The organism is Cutibacterium porci (genome assembly GCF_009696315.1).
GTDB lineage: Bacteria > Actinomycetota > Actinomycetes > Propionibacteriales > Propionibacteriaceae > Cutibacterium > Cutibacterium porci.
This window is the reverse complement of the sequence record NZ_VUMG01000001.1, coordinates 370563-387597: the sequence shown is the minus strand read 5'-3', so window position 1 is coordinate 387597 and position 17035 is coordinate 370563. Positions and strand designations below refer to the sequence as shown.

Below are 17035 nucleotides of genomic sequence, written 5' to 3'. Positions count from 1 at the left end.
GGGCTATGGTTGTTCCAGCCTATACACATCTCCACCCTTGACAGATCGGTCGTTGGATGCAGCTACGTACAATGTTCCGGAACGCACGCCACTTTCTGGCCTCATCGGCGATTGTCGCCGTTATTGTCGCGGTCGTTGCCGGAGTCGGCCATTTCGCCATATCTCACACCAGTTACGAAGCCGAGGCCGACGTCATGTTCACGTCAGAGGCTTTCCAAACCTTCGATAACCCGTCTGCGGCATCGGAGTACACCACCCATCTCATCACCTCGTATTCGGATTACCTCACCTCTGCCGCCGTCCTCGAGCCGCTCGGGGCCAGCTTGCACCCAGCGGTGTCGTCAAAATCCCTGGAGCAGTCGGTGAAGGTGACCCCGTCACCAATGTTTATGCAAATCGTCTATTCCAGCGATGACGAAGCCAGCACCAAGAGGGTCGTCAGTAACCTGGTCAAGGAGCTTGAGAAAGTCGTATCGCAGGCACCCCACGCCAAGGGTGACAAGCCGCTGCTGTCCATCGTTCACGCGAGCGTCACCACCGCGCCAGTGCAGGGAACCGATCGCTCCATTACCAAGAGCATCGTGGTCGGGATCCTTATCGGCCTCCTCGTCGGACTCATCTACCTGTTCGTTCGGGCCATTCTCACCACCACGATCCATGACCCCGAGGACATCGCTGAGGTAGTGGACTCGTCGATCCTAGGACGAGTTTCGACATCTCCTAGCGCTAGTGAGATCACACCGCTCGCCCACAACATCTCCTTCATGCCAGCCCGAGATGGCATCCGATCCGTGGCCTTGTGCCCGACGTCAGAACGCACCAACGCCGGAGCAATCTCTAGCGCGGTCGCCGGAAGCCTCACCCGAACCGGCACCAACACCGTCCTTATTGACGCCGACCTCGCCCACGCCAGTGCAACACAGGCGCGAGGCCTCGATCGCTCTACCACAGGATTGTCTGACCTACTCGCCGGTCGCGCCACCACCGCCGACGTCCTCATTACAGGCACACAAGACGAGGCCGACGTCATTCCTGCCGGTACCGCTACCGATAACAGCGGAGAGCTGCTCAGCGACGAGAAATTTGCCTCTCTATTGCAGGAGCTCGGATCCCATTACGACACCGTGATTGTGAATGCCGCAGCGGGGTTCGAGGCCTCTGATTCCCTGACGGTCGCGTCTAAGACCACCTCAGCGGTTGTCGTCGTGGGCCAGGCAGTGACTCCCAAACGTGCACTCAGCGACCATCTAGAGCTGTTGTCGATGTCCCGCGCCCACCTTGACGGCGTGGTGTTAGCTCGTCGATGACGCACGCGTGACGGCTACCCTGCCAGGTAGCCGTCACTTACTGGAATCAGGCCGAGTCGCTGACGGTACCGCCCGAGATACTCGCCCCCAGATGCCAGCACGGAGCCAGCCACGAGCCACCACCACGTCGAGACCGCGAAGTTCTTCAACAGGTAGGTGTCGAACCCCCATGCAACCGTCGTGGCAGCAAGCGCCATCGAGGTCACAGCCCACGCAGAGCGAGACCGCACACCACGCCATGCGTTACCCCACAGCACAACGATCGCGGCACACAGCACGAGAAACATCAACACCCCAAGCTCGGAGGCCACCAATACGAAAACCGAATGGGCGGAGTTAAGGGCCGTTCCAAATGGGGTGCCAATGATTCCGGCCCCCGGAGCCGCAATAAACTTATCCTCAATGGCGTACCACGGGAAGATCCGACCTGACCCCACCCCGAGGAGTAGATAGGTCCACGAGCTTGAGACTGCGCCCCAGCCGACTTCAGCCGCATGAAGGCGAGCTGGAGACGTCCAGGTTGCCAGGCGTCTGAGAGCCGGTACTGACGCAATAAGGGAAATCAGCGCTATCGCCATAGCTGCCGCCAGGCCCCCGACGAAACGGGGATGCTGGCGACCCCACGCTACCAGCGTCCACGCGCCGAAAATCGCGACAACAATGAGAGCCGCGCGAGAACCGGTGGCGATAGCCATGACGAGGGCACCACAACCCACAGTGGCAAAGAAGAGGCGTCGGCCTTTCGAGCATGCTGTCCGGGAGCCGTCAAGAAACACCCCGGCGGCGAGTATCACAGCGACGTGAAGAACCGCTGACCCGCCCATGGCGCTCGCAAGCCGTGGACTGCGGTGGATCGCAGCTTGAACCGGCCAGTCCATTACTGCTCCTAGGAGCACTCCAGAAGCTCCGCCGAGGACTGCTAGTCGGCGACCTTCCCCAGATAAGACGAGAACTGTTTCAAGGGCGGCGGTCATCGTCACCAACGCCGTGATTGGAGGCATCACCTGGTGGATTCGCGGCACCGTGGTACGCCACACGATGGCCTGCGGGGCAAGCATCGAGGATACGAGGGACCACATGATGATGACCGCGATCTCCGCGACAAAAATCCAGCCTGTACGGCTCATGGTATGCCGCCGTCGCCAGGCAGCGGGGCCCAGGCATACCGTCGCGACCGCGCACACCACGAGTTGAATTGATACCGTCCATGGAGTCCATAGACCGTGCCGGGTGTCGACAAATTGCATCACAAACAGCGCGAGGATGACCCCTATCACGGTGACTTTTTCGGCGACCGGCAGGGCCCGGAATTCGCGCGCGTATGCCAGTCTCAACTGGCCCACCCCCCAGTAAAGAATCGCCAGCCCCACCACACCATGACGGCAAGATCAACAGCGACGATGATGCCCATAATTCCCCGCCACAACAGCACCAAGCCGGGGGGCTTAGATGGGCCTCGGCTAGCCTCGCCAAGGGCAACGAAAAGCGGGAACCACAACAAGGTGGCCCGGTTGACGCTCATATACCAGTACCCGATCGAGAAGGCCACAACTTGAATGCCCACCCACGATGCCGAGGCCCACCGGCGTCGAATAAGGCAATACAGGAACACCACGATGCCCAGCGCCACCGAAACGAGTTCGAGGCGAAACATGATCGCCACCCCGGTAGCTCCGGCACCATAGGTGGATTGCCAGGTCTCGGCGTGGGTGGCAGGCAAGGTATGGCGCAGCGTCTCGACCGGAGTCGTAAAGCCGCGCCCCCACCCTTTCGTTTGGGCCTGGGACCATGCCGTCCACGACCCGGTCAGTCGATGCAGCCACCCCGCAAACGCCGCTAACACAACGGTAGGCACCAGCAGCGTCGACAATCGATTGACGATTTCCGTGGTGCGGCGGCGTCGAGCAGCCTGGCTCGTTGGATGGCCCTCGTCACCATCACCAACGACAGCCAATACTGCCAACGCCCCTACCAGAAAGAGGCCAGAAACTCGCAACGTGCATGCCACTGCCGCGAGGAGGGCTGCCGACCACCACCGTTTGGCACGAGCACGCTCCCAAGCCCAAAAAGCAGCAGCACAAAACAGTGCCTCTGTGTACCCGACAACGGTAAACACCGTTGTCGGAGCGATGAGCCACAGGCAGGCGGGGACCACTCCGCCAATCCGGAACAGAGCCCATGCAGCCAGACCCGAACCTATGAGACCAAGGATTACCCCGGTGACCTCCATAGGAATACCGAGGAGGCTGCCGCCTTTCAATAAAGCCGGGAGCCCGGGGAAGAACGCCATTTCGAGAGGATCGGCATATCCGTTGCGCGCAATCGACATATAGTGCTGCACGTCCCAATTGCCCGTCACCTGAGAAAACGTGCGGTGATACCCCGCCATGACGACGACGGCGACAATCAGCAGGATCGCACGGCTACCCAACCACGTCTGCGCCACCAGCAGCCCACCAGTGTCACGAGCAGATCGCCTCGTGGTAGAGCGCCGCGTCATTGAGCAGCCTCCGCGCTGGGCTCCTGGGCAGGCTCAGGTGTTGGATCCGGGGCGTGATCAAGGATGCCACCGGTCGGGTCGTCGGCATACCCCACCCTGACGACGTCATTCCACGGGCGTCGGATGTCGTCCAAAGCCCCCCAGGCGAACCACATTTCGCAGGCCAGGCGCAGCACAATTGACGCCCAATAGACGATGTCAGCGTCAGAACCGCCAGGCAGCGAAAGCCCACCCAAATGGGCCCACACAGCCAAGGAGTAAAAACACTCCCCCACCATGAGCACACCCCAATCCCGCAGATCCGGGCGAGCTAGGGCTGCAAGCGGGACAAGGAGGAGCACCCACTGCGGCGAATACACCTTATTGGTGATGAATAGGATCAGCAGGGCCAGGCACGCGACTTGGGCGATGCGCGGGCGCCTCGGCACCGTCATCGACAACCATGCCAGTCCGAGCAGACCACCGACCGTCAAGGTGCCGGTAATCCAGCCAATCCCAGGAATCGTGGCGCCGGAAGAATCCTGGATGACGTACCAGATCGTCCCCAAACCGGTCCCCGACCAAAACGTTGAGCGCAGGTAGGCCCACCAGGTAGTCAAGCTCAAACGGGCCGCAATGACGTGGCAGACCGCCAGCACAACGAATCCCGACAAAAGATACCGGCCCAGTTCCGGTAACCGTGTGGCACGCAAGCAGCACACCATGACGGCGAAAGCGACCACGGCCGCTTGGAGGCTTCCTGCGCACGCTAACCCCATCAAGACTCCGGCTAACCACGGGCGACGACGAGCCCAGGCGAGCATAGACGTCGTCGCTAGGGCAACAGGAACCATGGAGAAGTCGATGAGGCCAGCAAGATACACCGCCGGGCACAACACCACCCAGAAGACGTCCCACGATCGGCGTCGCGCCTGGGTCGGTCGGCCCATATCGTCGACCGGAAGGTTCGTGTCTGATTCGCGCCCCAGCAACATAACGGAGATCGCGACGGCTAGGAACGCCACGAAGAGCACAATCTGAGCTACTCCCCAGTAAGCATTAGCGGCGTCCAAAACCTGCTGATCCGTGGCCGTCGGCGAAACCTCTGCCCCGAAAGCCCACACCACTCGGCGACAAAATGCCATAAGAACAGTGACGAGGGGGGTTTGGGCAATACCCGGGTTCGCGAACAGCGACCCGCCATGACCCATCCCTGACACCCGATATATCGTCGGAATGTCCGAATAGCACTGCCGCTGATAGAAATCGACGGCCTTCGCTGCATCGTGCTGTACACACGGAGTGACACGGTAAATAGTGAGTAGCCAGACGACGATAGCGCTCAAGATGGCCCAGGGGCCAGGATCAAAGAACATGCCACGCGGCCACGCATAACGGCCCATGCGTCCACCAATACGACGGTCCAGTCCTAGCCGAGACACGCGGGATCGTCGCGGAGCATCGAGGGCTCGGCGGGCCACGTAACCCGTGGATCCGTCGTTGAAGTATGCGCCGCCGCGCCTGCCATCGAGGGCGTCGTCTTTCGGATCAGGGATGGTCACGTCGTCAGGCTACCCATTGTGTGCCCGACTAGTCGGTTGGCTCCCACCGCGCGTCGTCTCTGCCGACGTCGGACCAGACGTGGAGCTGTGGATCGGCTTTGATGTCTGCGTCGGGACCGAGGTGTGCGTCGGCTTGGACGTGTGCGTGGGCCTCACCTGTGTAGGCGTTGGCGCCTGTCTGGTCGAGGAAGGCTCAGACGTAGGCTTCGACGACGGCCGCGAACTAGAAGTACGAGTCGGAGTCGACGTCGGCTGATCCTGCGACTGTGGATCGTCCTGGCTTGATGACTGGTCTGAGCCGTCACCGGAATCGTCTGCGACCGGCACCTGCGGACGGCGCGTGGAGCCATAATGCTTGCCCGAGAGGTTCACCCAGTCTGGCTCGGCAAAGGGCTTGTCGGGCATGCCATCCATCGCCGTCTGCATGTAGTCAAGCCAGGTGCGAGCGGGATAATCACCGCCATGGAACCCGGTCGTTCCTTCACGAGCGTAGGGGTCGAGGTCGTCATTGCCGGAGTCCCCGGCCACGAACATGACAGCCGTCGAAATCTGCTTGGTGTAGGCAACGAACCATGCTGCTGTCACCTCCCCACCGACTCCCGAGGTACCCGTCTTTCCCGCCACATGATGGTCGAAGTCGGAGACGATCCGTCCTGTACCTTCCTCAACCACTGACTGCAGAGCGTAACTGACGTCATGGCTGATATCGGCCTGGATAGCCTGCTTTGACGGTCGAGGAGCGCGGTAGACGACTTTGCCTGACTGATCGACAACCTTGTCCACAATGTGGGGGATCACCTGCTTGCCGTCATGAGCAATCGTCGCGTAACCGCCTGCCTGGGCGAGGGGACTCACCTCGGCAGTCCCCAAGGCGATGCGGTTGTTCAAATCCCACCCAGTTCCTCGAGGCAAGCCAGCGTCAGTCGCAGCCTGCACAACAGCCTTCGGGCCATTTTTCGTCCGCGACACCATGTCAACAAAAGCGGTGTTGATCGACTTCGAAATGGCCTGACGCAAGCTGACGGTGCCGTAGTTGGCGTCGCTGTCGTTATGAACCTCGGTGCTGTCACCGTCCGGGGTGAAAGCGTTTCCCTCTAGCTGAGAGCGCAAGCTAAATCCGTGACGCATCCCGGCAACCACCGCGTAAGTTTTGAAGGTGGACGCTGACGGACGCGCAGTACGCGCCCAATTTCGAGTGTTGGAGAGATAGTCATCACCTCCATAAAGAGCGACGACACCACCAGAACTGACGTCTACTGAGGCGAGCGCAGGATGCAGATTCTTGGCTGCCTGAGAACCAGCGTTACGGCCCGCAAGCCTCTTGTATTTCTGACCCGCAGCCACAGCGGCCTTCTGGTCCTTAAGGTCAAGCGTGGTCGTGACTTTGAGGCCACCACCCTTGACCTGCTGGTCTGAGAACCCCTTGGCGATGAGTTCGTCGTAAACCATCTTCATGAGGTACCCGTCGGTTCCCGCCCATCGGTTGTAGTCAGGGATCTTAGGGAATTCCGGCAACTGCCGGTACGCCTCATCATGCTGAGCCTGGGTGATATTGCCGGCCTCCCGCATGCCGTCGAGGACGTAGCGGTACCGCTGCAGCAACCTCTCACGGGCGGCTACATCACCATTGGGATCCAAGTTAGACGGGCTGTTGAGTACTGCGGCCAACACCGCCGACTGAGACAAGGTGAGCTTCGATGCGTCGGTGTAGAAGAACGCCTTCGCGGCAGCCTGAGCGCCGTATGCTCCCCGGCCAAAGTAGATGGTGTTGAGGTACCCGGCGAGGATGTCCTCCTTCGAGACTTCCTTACCCATTTTTATGGCCAGCAGAAGCTCTTTGAACTTGCGGCTCATTGTGCGTTCCTGGGACAGGTACAACACTTTGATGTACTGCTGGGTGATTGTCGAACCACCCTGCATTTCACCGCCACGCGCGATCGCCCAGGCGGCGCGCGTCATGCCCTTCACTGAAATACCCGGATCGGACCAAAACGTGCGATTCTCCGCCGAGACAACGGCGTCACGCAGCGTCTTCGGCATCGACTTGTAGGGGATCGACTGACGGTTCTGCACCGAGAAAGATCCGAGGCGAGTTCCGTCACGGTAGTAGATGAACGAGGTGTTCGTCTGGAAGTCGCGGTTGGGGTCAGGGAGCTCGGTGCGCTCATAGGCAACAAAAACCCCGATCACGGCAATAATCGCCAAGGACAGGATAGCAATGAGCAGGCTCAAGAGAAGTTTCTTGAGCCTGGGGTGCCGGCTGCGCTCCGACGTGGCAGCGCGGCGGGTCCTTCTTGCACTGGCCGCGGGCGCATGACGCCTCAGCGATCTTCTAGCGGGTTTGCGGTCAGCCATAGATGTCCTCCACAGTTGGCTGATGGCGAGGTGGGCGACGGCGTCGACCGTCGCCTAGGACATAGTCGACGAGGATGTGGTTCCACAGACAGTCAGGGCAAACCTCAACCTCGTACACGTGGAACTCACCGAACTGGTGCTCCATCTCCTCCAATTCGTCGAGGGTGTGGATGCGCCCCGAGTACTGGCCCAGCTGATGGCCAAAAGCGTGCCGAAGCAGGACGAGGCGAGGGGACTCGCAGACCGGGCAGTCGTGGTCGAGAGGCTCGCCGTGGTGCATGGCGGCGCGCACCAACATAGGGTCGGCGTCACACGCCGTCGGGGCGTTGAGGTCGACCCGGGGGCTGCGCAACGCCTCCAGAGTGTGACGACGTTGCAGGGCGTGGGAAACCACGTTTCGCTGCGTCTGCATACCTTCTAGAGTACGGCGTGCTTGTGACGCGTCCCCAGGACACGTGTTCGACGGCCGAAACCTCCGCCGCGGCTGCTTCGAGTCCGTGTGGAAATCGGGTTGGGAGAGGGGGGAGTTACCACCCCTGCTGGCATCGAACCCCGTTTCTAGCACGTTTACCACACCGACCCGTGACGTGATCACGGACGACTCCCTACGCCGAGCTCGCGGAGGTTCACCGCACCGCGCTGACCACCGGCGGTTCTTGTTCCTTCTTTTTGCGCCGACGACGCGACATCAGCAAGTAACACACAATGGCAGCGATGAGCAGCAAGTCGAGGATCATCCACCAGCTGAGCGATAGATGCCAGCCGTCCGGTGGTGAGGCAACCGTCCCAGGCACTCGTACAGCCTCAACGAGTAGACGATCCGTGTTGATGCCGTAAGGGGTGCAGGTAATGAGGACGAGCTTATCCACACCGCGCTCATAGGTAATCGCCTTGTAGTCGTACGGACCGACAATGCGCCTGTCGCGGACCTTATAGCGCAAGGTTTGGCCAGCCACGGTAACGTAAACGTCGTCACCTCTGCCAAGAGTTGGTAGCCGGTCAAACATGGATGCGTTGACCATACCTGTATGCGCTGAAATCACCGAGGTCGTCCCGGCACCACCGACAGGAAGGTCGGAGCCGAACATGTGTCCAGCCCCACGGTAGAGTACGTCGGACGTCGTCGTGTGGTAAACAGGCAGGTCGATGCCCGCAGAGGGAACGGTGACGCGACCAATTGCCCCATCAGATCCCGGCATGACAAGGGTCTTCATGTAGTCATTGAAGCCGGGAGTGGAAGGCTCAGGGGGCAGGGCATGATGCCCGGTGTGGGCTAGCTTTTCGTTGTAGGCGTGGGCCTCACGCAGCAGCTTGGCATTTTGCTCGGAGTTGACCCCGTTGCCAGCCTGTTGGGAGTACTGCTCGGCTATCTGATGAACGCGGTAGTCATTCCACAAGGTCAGCGGTACCGGCAGCAGCAAGATCATGATCCCGACGACGATCCACAGCAGGGACCGACGTCGGCGCGCAGAGCCAGAACCCTGGCAGTCACGTCTTCTGGTCATCATGGCATCCTATTCAGACAGCGCCCGGCGCCATTGCGGCGCCAGCACCGAATATGTGATGCCCCCGCGGCGTGGTTCCCGCCCCTGCATGAAGCGGGAACCACAACCGATAGGAGCGTGCCGCTGTCACCGATCGCGCCGATGCTGCCACAAGCCGATCCCCAACACCAGGAGGCCTAGCAGCAACACCAGCAATAGGGTCTGCATACCAGTGTGAGGCAACATATTGGTGACCGGACGGATCGCGCCGTACGTATTAGACGTAGCGGTGACGGCGCCAACTGACGGAGCGGAATTAGTAACGGCAGCGGTCACCGTCACAGCCCCGGCCGGGATCTTTAGCCAGGCAGGAGGTTGCGGATCGCCGAGCTCCACGGTAATGGTGCACGACGTCTGACCACCGACCGTCACCGTCGATTGATCAAGGCGGCACGCCTGCGCCGGAATCGTGCCGTCAGCACCGATGGTCAGCGTCTGGCCTGCACCACCAGCTCCCACCTGGATCTGCTTACCCGCCAGCGAAGGATCGCTGAGACTGAACGTCGTGAGGTCAAATCCGCCATCGTTGCTGATGCTGTAAGTGACGTCCATAGTCGTCGCATCTGAATCCAGCATGGCTGTATCCGCCGGCCCAGTAGGATCCGATGCCATCGCAGGACCCACAATGCTCTTGACCACCTTCATGGATGGGTAGGTGTCCAGCACGCTGATCATCCACCCGTCACCAGACGTCGACAGGTCGGTGGCATCCTTGACGGGATTGACGGTGAAGCTCACGGAATGAGCTCCCGGGGTTATGACCTGCCCGTTGCTTCCGCGACCGGCACTGACGTTAGTCACCGTTGGGTTGTCTGCAATGAACTCCCCCTTAGCCTGCACCGATAGGGTCGGGTCGACGCCGCTGACGCCACCTTTCGTCTCAGTGACCTCGCACGACGTGCCCACCGGGACCGGTTTGAATTGGAGTCTCTCGCCGGGATTGATGGTTTGCGTACTCATATCATCGGGGAAGCAAGGGCTAGTGAACGTCAGTTGTGCATCCTTAGCCACATCTCCGGACACCGTCTTAACAAGGCTTGGCGTCGCTGTAGCGAGTAGGTGGACGGCTTCAGCCCCCACCGTCATAGCTACATCTTTACCAGCCGGCACAGTGGCGTCTTCGGGCAGGTTAATGGAGTACGTGTACGCCTTCTGATCAGCCGTGACCTTATCTGCAGGAGTGTTAGCAGGGTCCTCGGTAGGGTTATTCTCGGCTGCCACTCCGTCACCATTCCATTGGCCAAACACCACGAATGGAGTTCGGCTGCCTTGGGTGACCTCGAGGTCGGGCCGGGCCGCCAGAGCAGGACTCCCAGCTAGGGACACATCACACGAGGCATCGACCGGAAGATTGACAGTCCTACCCCCGGTCGGCACCGCTTGTCTAACCACCGAAGACAGATCCGTGTCGTCACGAAGAAAACTCTCGACTCGGTGCGTACCTGCGGTGTCGTGACAGGTGATATCCACTGTGTACCCATTGGCATTTGCGGTCCGCCAGGAGCCTGCCTGCATCATCGCGACGCGTACCGGAACCATTCGTCGGGCGTAGGTGTTGACGAAGTCCCACGAGGTGCGCACTGGCGCTGACGGGTCAACATCATTAAGGTCAGGCGATGCGCCCTCAGTACCAGAAAGATCTGGGCTAGGTGCCTGCCCGGTAATGACGAGCGGGCCCGCTTGATCCGGGTTGACCTGCAAGGCTTGCGGCGTGTTTGTGACATTGTCCTCGGCAATGGTGCACTTCGCGCCAGCTGGCACGTTCACCTTGTCCGAGCTGTAGCTACGACTAAAGATGGCCTCACCGGTGTCAGGATCGGTGCCCTCAGCACGGGACTGGGCGTTTTTGAATACGTCCCATCCCAGCGTCTGTGGCAGCGTGGGGCCACCTGCGAGCATGTCGCCACCGCCGGTAGGAGTCTCAACACCCACCGCACGGCACGACGCGTGAAATCCGAAACTCGGATTCGATGCATCTAACTGGTCAAACCCGTATTGAGTCGCCACCACTTTCTTAGTGAGCTGCACCTGGCTAGTGACGTACCGGTAACTATTGTAAATGTCGACGGTGTTATCACCGGAAATCGTATGGAACGAGTCCGATGTGGCAACGCCGCCTGCATTGGAGATGGCGTCCTCGCTTTCCACCTTTGCGGTGCTGTCATTATCGCCGACAACCCACCTGATTTGCTTAGGTTTCACATAGGCTTTAAGAAGGTCCGTATCCTGCGGATTATCAGCCTTGGGAACATGCAACGCCAGCCCCAATTCCCCGAAGTGATCGCCGACAATAGAGCAGTTCGCGGCGGCGGGTACGTCAGGGAAGGTATAGGTGCCAGGCCCGGTGATCGTGCCGGAGAAGGTACCCAACACAGCTTCCTTACCATCAGCGCCGGTGGTCTTGGGATCACGGCAGGTCATGGTGAAGGTGTGGGTGTAATAGGGGATCTTCTGATCGAGATCTGGACGCGCCGCATTGGCGTCGGCATAGGCCTTCTCGATGCTGCCAGGCAAGTTCGCAAACTTGGACAACTTGACCGGAACTAGATTGCGTCGGTAGGTGTTCGTGACGCTGACCGGCACCCCGTCCGCCGGGCTGTCTGGGCGCACCCAGAACGTACGCTGTGCTCCAACCGAGGAATCGTGCTTGTCCTTGTCCACAGCCACCGACGTCGTGAGTGAAATACCCTCAGTAGTCGAGGTCTCGCCCTCAAGCGCAGTGCAGCGTGAGCCCACCGGAATTGCCTCGCGCACCACAGTGGGAGCGTTCTCGACGGTCGATGGATTGTCTTCAGTGCCCGCGTAGTCACTCACCGATTGACTGAAGCCATCGAGAACCTGGCCATACGGCGTAGTGCAGGCCACTGTCATCGGGAACGCCTGATTACGTTTAATGGCAAGACGCTGCGGGGAAATAAATGTCTCGTCGGTGCCATCAGCGTTCTTAATGGGTTCACCACGGGCATCGGTTGCGGCAGCAACGGCAACGTCTTTATCTAAGGTGAGTCGGGTATTGACGAAGTCGTATTCGTTGTCGATAGTCAGCAAGGACTGCACACCAACCGTGAAGTCAGCGACTACTGGGGCCTCGCTGCTGTACGTTACCTGGTCAAATCCTGAACCACCGGACAACTGCGCTGAACTCTTACGGGTAATCGGGAAAGTGCCTCCCCCGTCCAACCCCGAAGTGCGCTGGTAGGTCTCGCCAGACGTACCGGATCGGTTTTCAGTCAGCCGACATTTACTGCCGGCAGGCAACTGCTGCCCACTGAAATCCTTCGCGGTGGGGGTCGTCGAACCCGCTTCTCCGGCGCCTAAGGTAAAGGATGCATCCGATCCGAGATCGACGGGATCGCCGGCACTCGTCGTGCATGTGAGGGTGTAACTGACGTCTTGGGCGAGTCTGGCATCAGTACTCGTCACGGTCTGGTTAATCGTCAGTCCCTTCGAGACGCTGGCAAAGGTATCAGTCACCGTGACGTCAGCCTGCCGGTCCCCGCCAGCAGTTGTGTTGTCCATGGTGAAGCTCTGCTGGTTTGCATCACTTGTCCATTTGATATCCCCGGAGAGCCCGTCGGGACGAGTCTGGGAGAAGTGGCAGGTCTGGCCATAGGGCACACCCATGGCACCGTTCTGATCGTTAACCAGAGCGTCGTCATCCTTATTGCCGGTGCCGGCTTTAAGAACAGCGCTTCCGTCAGGAGCCAACGTCACAGTTCCCGTGAGTGCAATCGACCTGGAATTCTGCCCGCCGGAATCCGCGACAGTGCGGGTACCACAGTCGAAGTTCACTGTGAGGTCCCCGGGAAGATCAGTGCGATTATCCGGATTAACAAGGGCTGTCGTAAGCCGGACCGTGCCGAGCACAGGGGTGTAGGTATTGGTGATGATGACGCGGTTCTGAGTCTTGTCAGTAGAGTCTTGCACCGTCATGATGGGCTTAGTCTTAGCCTCGTCATTAGACAACACTGTGCTCACGTCCTTCATGTCAGTGAAGCTGAGCTGGGTGTCTTTCAATGTCACATCGGATAGAGATCCACTGGCAGCCGTGACGTCGCTCTGATAAATCGTGCAACTGGCGCCGACCGGAACGTCCTGAATGACAGCCGAAAATGTCACAGCACCATCGGACTGCGTCTTGGGAATGGTCAACACACCATTAACGGTGCTCGCACCATCGGAACCGTAGCTGCACGTGTATGCCGCCGAGAAAGAGTCGATACCCGACTCGGCCACGGTACGACCGGGGCCAGTAAGTTGCTCCACGACGGTGATATCCCGGCGTAAATAGCCATAACTCGTACGCAAATGAACATTCGCGCTAGAGGCAGTGGTACCAGGCGCATAGTCAGGCAGACTCAGCTTATACGCGCTCTTGTATGCACTGCTATCAGGCTCTGGCTGGATAGGCTGGCCACCGTTAACCGTAACGTCACGCCCCTCAAATTCGAACTTTGCGCTCTCACTTGCGCTCAAGCCCGAAAGGGGATGGAGGTAGCAGTCAACGGCTACCGGAACCTGCACATCGGTCTTAGTGCTGGAATAGCTACTCCCCCGCTTCGAGATGGTGAGGCTGAACTTCGTATCGAAGTTCGCCGCCGGACAGATGAGATCGAAATCATAGGTGCGAGATGCAGCGCCGTTGAACAATGCATCAATAGCATCATCACCTTTAGGGCTGACGAGTTCCTTGTCAATATGCAAGGTTCCCGTGCGCTGGGTATAGGTGTTCACTGCGGTCGTCGAACCGGAGTTTTGCCCGGCGACAACCTTTTGCAAAGTGACAACACGAGTACGGGTAACCGAAGTACCGTTACCGTCGGTGACACTGGTGTCCGAGGCGGATACCTTGTCACTACCGCCCTGGCCTGTCCAGGTCTGGTCGAGGCCAAGACCGGGGGGAGCTGGGGGAGCCTTCGGATCAGTAAAGGTCTCCGACAAGACACACGACGCCCCAGCCGGCATGAAATCACGAGTTTTCGTGTCACCAGCAGACAGACTCACATCTCCAGTTAGCGAAACACCTTGCCCACCATCGGAGCCGCCCTGACGGTCAGACTCCGGGTACGCACTTTCGAAGTCTGCCTTGCGGAATGGGAGGCTGGGATCGGTGCCGTCGCCACAGTCGTAGTGGATCGTGTAGGTACGACCCTGCACAGAAGCAAACTGGCCAGCACCTCCCTGCACGGTCTTCCCAACATTGAGCTGCGCGCGATTGTACCTACTGGCCCACGTCACTTGGCAATCGACTGGCTCGTTGTCATGATTGACGCTATTGGTGACGGTGAGCTCGCTCGACGCTCCGTTAGTGCCCAGTGTGAAACCTGAAGGCTGAGTCTGGTCATCAATATCCCAGACTCCATCACCAATCGTGCACCTCCACTTCGGCCGATACCGTAAGAGCGCTTTATCAGCTTGGGTGCCGGTGGCCGTCGATGTGAAAATGAGGCCGCCTTGTGGAGCCAAGAAAGTATCGTTAGACGTTTCCCGAGCTACTGCAGTACCTGATCCGTCCTGAGGTAAATCAATGGAGTTTCCCTCCGACGTCCTGGCAGCCACACTGAACGTCGTTTTCTGACCAGTGACAGCCTCCTCGTACGAAGTATCGGGCTGGCTCACTTTGCCCGAAACCCGACTGAAGTTGATCGCCAGACCGATTCCTTCCTGGGCACTTGTCCATGACGACAATTCAAGTTGCTGGGGAGCTTTGGTCGTCGCCACAAACATTTTTCCGGAACCGACATTGACACAGACAAAGTCGCGCTTCTTTCGGTTGGCTCCCGGATCACTCAGGATCGATCTTCCCCACTCCCAGCTGGGACCAGACCCTTGGCTACGTAACCCATCCTCAACAGTAGAGTTTCCTTCTGTACATTTAGCGCCGGAAGGCAACATCGCATATTTGACATTGTTTCCGTACACATCATCAAGGTTGTCGACGGACTGCCCCTCGCCAGAAGTTGTGGACTCGGTATCCGCCATCGTCAGGGTGTAATTATTGACGGCGGAATTATCAGTGGTGTCTGTGAGTTTGATGTTGGCGAGCCGTAGCCGCACTAGCTGCTGATCGCCCCCGCCTGGGTGCTTGTCCATATTGGAGAAAATCACCGGTCGACTGGTGTCGCCAGGATATGCGCCAAACATGTTCCAGCCGAATGCTGAACCGGTCCACGTCCCGATATCGCCGCTGAAGTTTCCGGTATTCGTATTATGGGCAGAAACCTCTACCACTTGTTCCCTGTCAACCCATGCCCCGGACACTTTCTCCTTGATCTTGGGACGCGTCAGGTCGAAGTCCAACCGATACTTCCCAAAGACCCGTTGGACGTGAAGTGGGGTGGTAGACGTGGCCTTGCTGAAATCGACACCCGTCCAGTCAATCCAGCATAAAGAGTTCGCGTAAATATGGGGTGCAGGATTGCCTGTCACAGGATTGCCAAAAACATTCCTGCCCTCCGGGCTGCGGAATTGGCAACCATTCCAATCCCACTTCTGTGCCGAATTGTCCTGGCTAGATGCCAAACCACTAGCTGCCGGAGCCTTGAATCCGGGCGCCGCTGCGGCAGAGGTGGCAGCGTCCGGGATGACGGCCTGGCCGAGTTGTCCCATCGTGGCGACCAGAAGCAATGCCAGGAAGACGGCCGACACATTCCTGAGTCGCGAAAAGATTCGTCCGGTCACTGGTTCTTCTCCTTATCACGCCGATCGGGTCGGGCCACGAAGAGCACGACAATCACCGTCACAAGGACAGCACCGATCCCCCCTGCTGCCCCCATAGCACCCGTTACCGGCAGCTTCAAACCTGGCCTTGCCCCGCCGGACTTGCCCGGAGCGGGTAAAACTTGGGCACTGCCGTCAGCCACCATTACGTGTGTTGACGCCGACGACGCAGCAGCATCAATCGACCTACCCACATCGGTCGGCACCTGCCAACCATCGGGGAATAAGCCCACCGACATCGTCAACTGCTTGTCACCGGCCGTACGACAGCCGACTGTGGCGACGGCGTCAGCTTCGACGCGTACCTGCGGGTTTCCGACGCGGGCATTAGCGAGTTTGGCCAGCCCAGACTCGGTGAGTTCGATAACGACCGATCCCGTCGCCGTATCAGCGTGGGACGTCCAGTCCTTACTGCGGATCAGGTCGACGCGAGTATGACCCGTGCTAATCCACACGCGCCGCGCCTGTCGATCCACCAAGGCTGGGTCCATCGACAGGACCATGACGTAGCGGTACAGCTTGCCGCGAACATCCGGTTCCGGCGCACTGCCAGCGACTCGGATATGCACATTGTTGCACGGTGCCACGTGGGACGGCGACGCTGTGATCTGCACTGAGACGGGTTGGTTCTTCAAAGCCACACGGACGGTATCGGAACGATCCTGGGGGTTGGGCAGTGCCACGAGGAATGGACTCGCCACCGAGTACGACACATCGCCGACCCGTGACGGTAGCTCTCGCACCAGATACACCCCGTCAGGAAGTCCACTAACCCGGGCATGCCCGGCAGAATCAGTGATCGCCTTATGGCCCGGTCCTAGCCGATGCTTTGACATCGGAGTCACGACGTCGGGGTGCTCATCAACCAACTTGCCTAACTCGTCAGCCGACGTAGCCGAGACGTCGAGAACTCGATTGATCTGAAACGAAATACCTTCCAAAGCCTGGCCGGCAGTGTCGCCCTCGCCTTCGTGCTTCACCAGCACCAGCGTGTTGCCTTCAGCGCTCTCATAAGGCGCGGCGTGAGCAATCGATCCCGCGCCAATCCCGGCCACAGCGAGAAGCGTT

9 protein-coding genes are annotated in these 17035 nt (G+C 59.4%); 1 reads left to right on the top strand and 8 read right to left on the bottom strand.

Annotated elements, in window-relative coordinates:
- Positions 1-71: 71 nt before the first annotated feature.
- Positions 72-1307, top strand: a complete 1236-nt coding sequence (locus FYJ43_RS01620; RefSeq protein WP_229771557.1) for a polysaccharide biosynthesis tyrosine autokinase — start codon at positions 72-74, stop codon at positions 1305-1307.
- Positions 1308-1321: 14 nt separating this feature from the next.
- Here FYJ43_RS01620 and FYJ43_RS01615 read toward each other — a convergent pair whose 3' ends face one another.
- From FYJ43_RS01615 to FYJ43_RS01580, 8 genes are all read right to left on the bottom strand, one after another.
- Complete coding sequence (locus FYJ43_RS01615; RefSeq protein ID WP_326833302.1) at positions 1322-2650, bottom strand: O-antigen ligase family protein; 1329 nt, start codon at positions 2648-2650, stop codon at positions 1322-1324.
- Complete coding sequence (locus FYJ43_RS01610) at positions 2638-3807, bottom strand: glycosyltransferase family protein (RefSeq protein WP_154561362.1); 1170 nt, start codon at positions 3805-3807, stop codon at positions 2638-2640. The genes FYJ43_RS01615 and FYJ43_RS01610 overlap by 13 nt, the downstream gene beginning before the upstream one ends.
- Positions 3804-5189 (bottom strand): hypothetical protein, encoded by a 1386-nt coding sequence (locus FYJ43_RS01605; RefSeq protein ID WP_154562106.1) that lies wholly within the window; start codon positions 5187-5189, stop codon positions 3804-3806. The genes FYJ43_RS01610 and FYJ43_RS01605 overlap by 4 nt, the downstream gene beginning before the upstream one ends.
- Before the next feature lie 168 nt (positions 5190-5357).
- On the bottom strand, positions 5358-7703 hold the full coding sequence (locus tag FYJ43_RS01600) for a transglycosylase domain-containing protein (RefSeq protein WP_154561360.1): 2346 nt from the start codon (positions 7701-7703) through the stop codon (positions 5358-5360).
- Entirely contained in the window at positions 7696-8115 is a 420-nt protein-coding gene (locus FYJ43_RS01595; protein WP_154561358.1) for a DUF5318 family protein, read from the bottom strand. Before FYJ43_RS01595 ends, FYJ43_RS01600 begins: the two co-directional genes overlap by 8 nt.
- A gap of 214 nt (positions 8116-8329) precedes the next feature.
- Complete coding sequence (locus tag FYJ43_RS01590; protein ID WP_229771553.1) at positions 8330-9208, bottom strand: class C sortase; 879 nt, start codon at positions 9206-9208, stop codon at positions 8330-8332.
- Between the two features lie 126 nt (positions 9209-9334).
- Complete coding sequence (locus tag FYJ43_RS01585; RefSeq protein WP_154561354.1) at positions 9335-15928, bottom strand: DUF5979 domain-containing protein; 6594 nt, start codon at positions 15926-15928, stop codon at positions 9335-9337.
- A complete protein-coding gene (locus tag FYJ43_RS01580; protein WP_154561352.1) occupies positions 15925-17022 on the bottom strand; it encodes an isopeptide-forming domain-containing protein in 1098 nt (365 codons plus the stop codon). The genes FYJ43_RS01585 and FYJ43_RS01580 overlap by 4 nt, the downstream gene beginning before the upstream one ends.
- Positions 17023-17035 lie beyond the last annotated feature (13 nt).